At 53.8% G+C, this 489-nt stretch carries 1 protein-coding gene; it reads left to right on the top strand.

Annotated features, from left to right (window positions below; all coding sequences use genetic code 11):
- Positions 1-42: 42 nt before the first annotated feature.
- A partial coding sequence (locus tag AC1RPX_RS07660) for a 3'-5' exoribonuclease domain-containing protein (protein WP_481763315.1) occupies positions 43-489 on the top strand: 447 nt, incomplete at its 3' end.

The following is a 489-nucleotide window of genomic DNA, read 5'->3' as shown; positions in this document are numbered from 1 at the left end:
GATATCAAGCCGAAACACGGAATAGGGCAAAAGACATTCGTCATGATCGATATCGAGAGTCTGGGGCTGCGCGTCGGCTCCCCGATTCTATCGGTCGGCATTTGCTCGGTGGTGCCCGGCATCGGCATCATCGACAGCATGAAGTGGAACCTCAATCTCCAAGAGCAGCTTAATCGTGGTGGAAAGATCGAGGCCGACGCCTTCTTCTGGTGGCTGAATCAATCTGAAGCGGCGCGAAGTTCACTGGTCACGGGTCAGGCAGATTCGATCAATCTTGAGCAGTTCCAGCGCGAACTGACCGATTACTGGTTGACCACGATAGATGCGCGAGTGCGCGATCACTTCATTGTTGATCCCGAGCACATGTATGTGATGGCGCTCGGCAACGACTTCGACATCGCACAAATCGACTTCTGGTTGAACGGCGCAGTTCCTTGGCACTACCGAAAGAAAATCTGCTTGCGCGCTCTCATACACGAGTACCCGCAA

It is taken from the genome of Dellaglioa sp. CoH-56-MRSF-14 (assembly GCF_056782115.1).
This window is presented reverse-complemented; position numbering and strand designations above follow the sequence as displayed.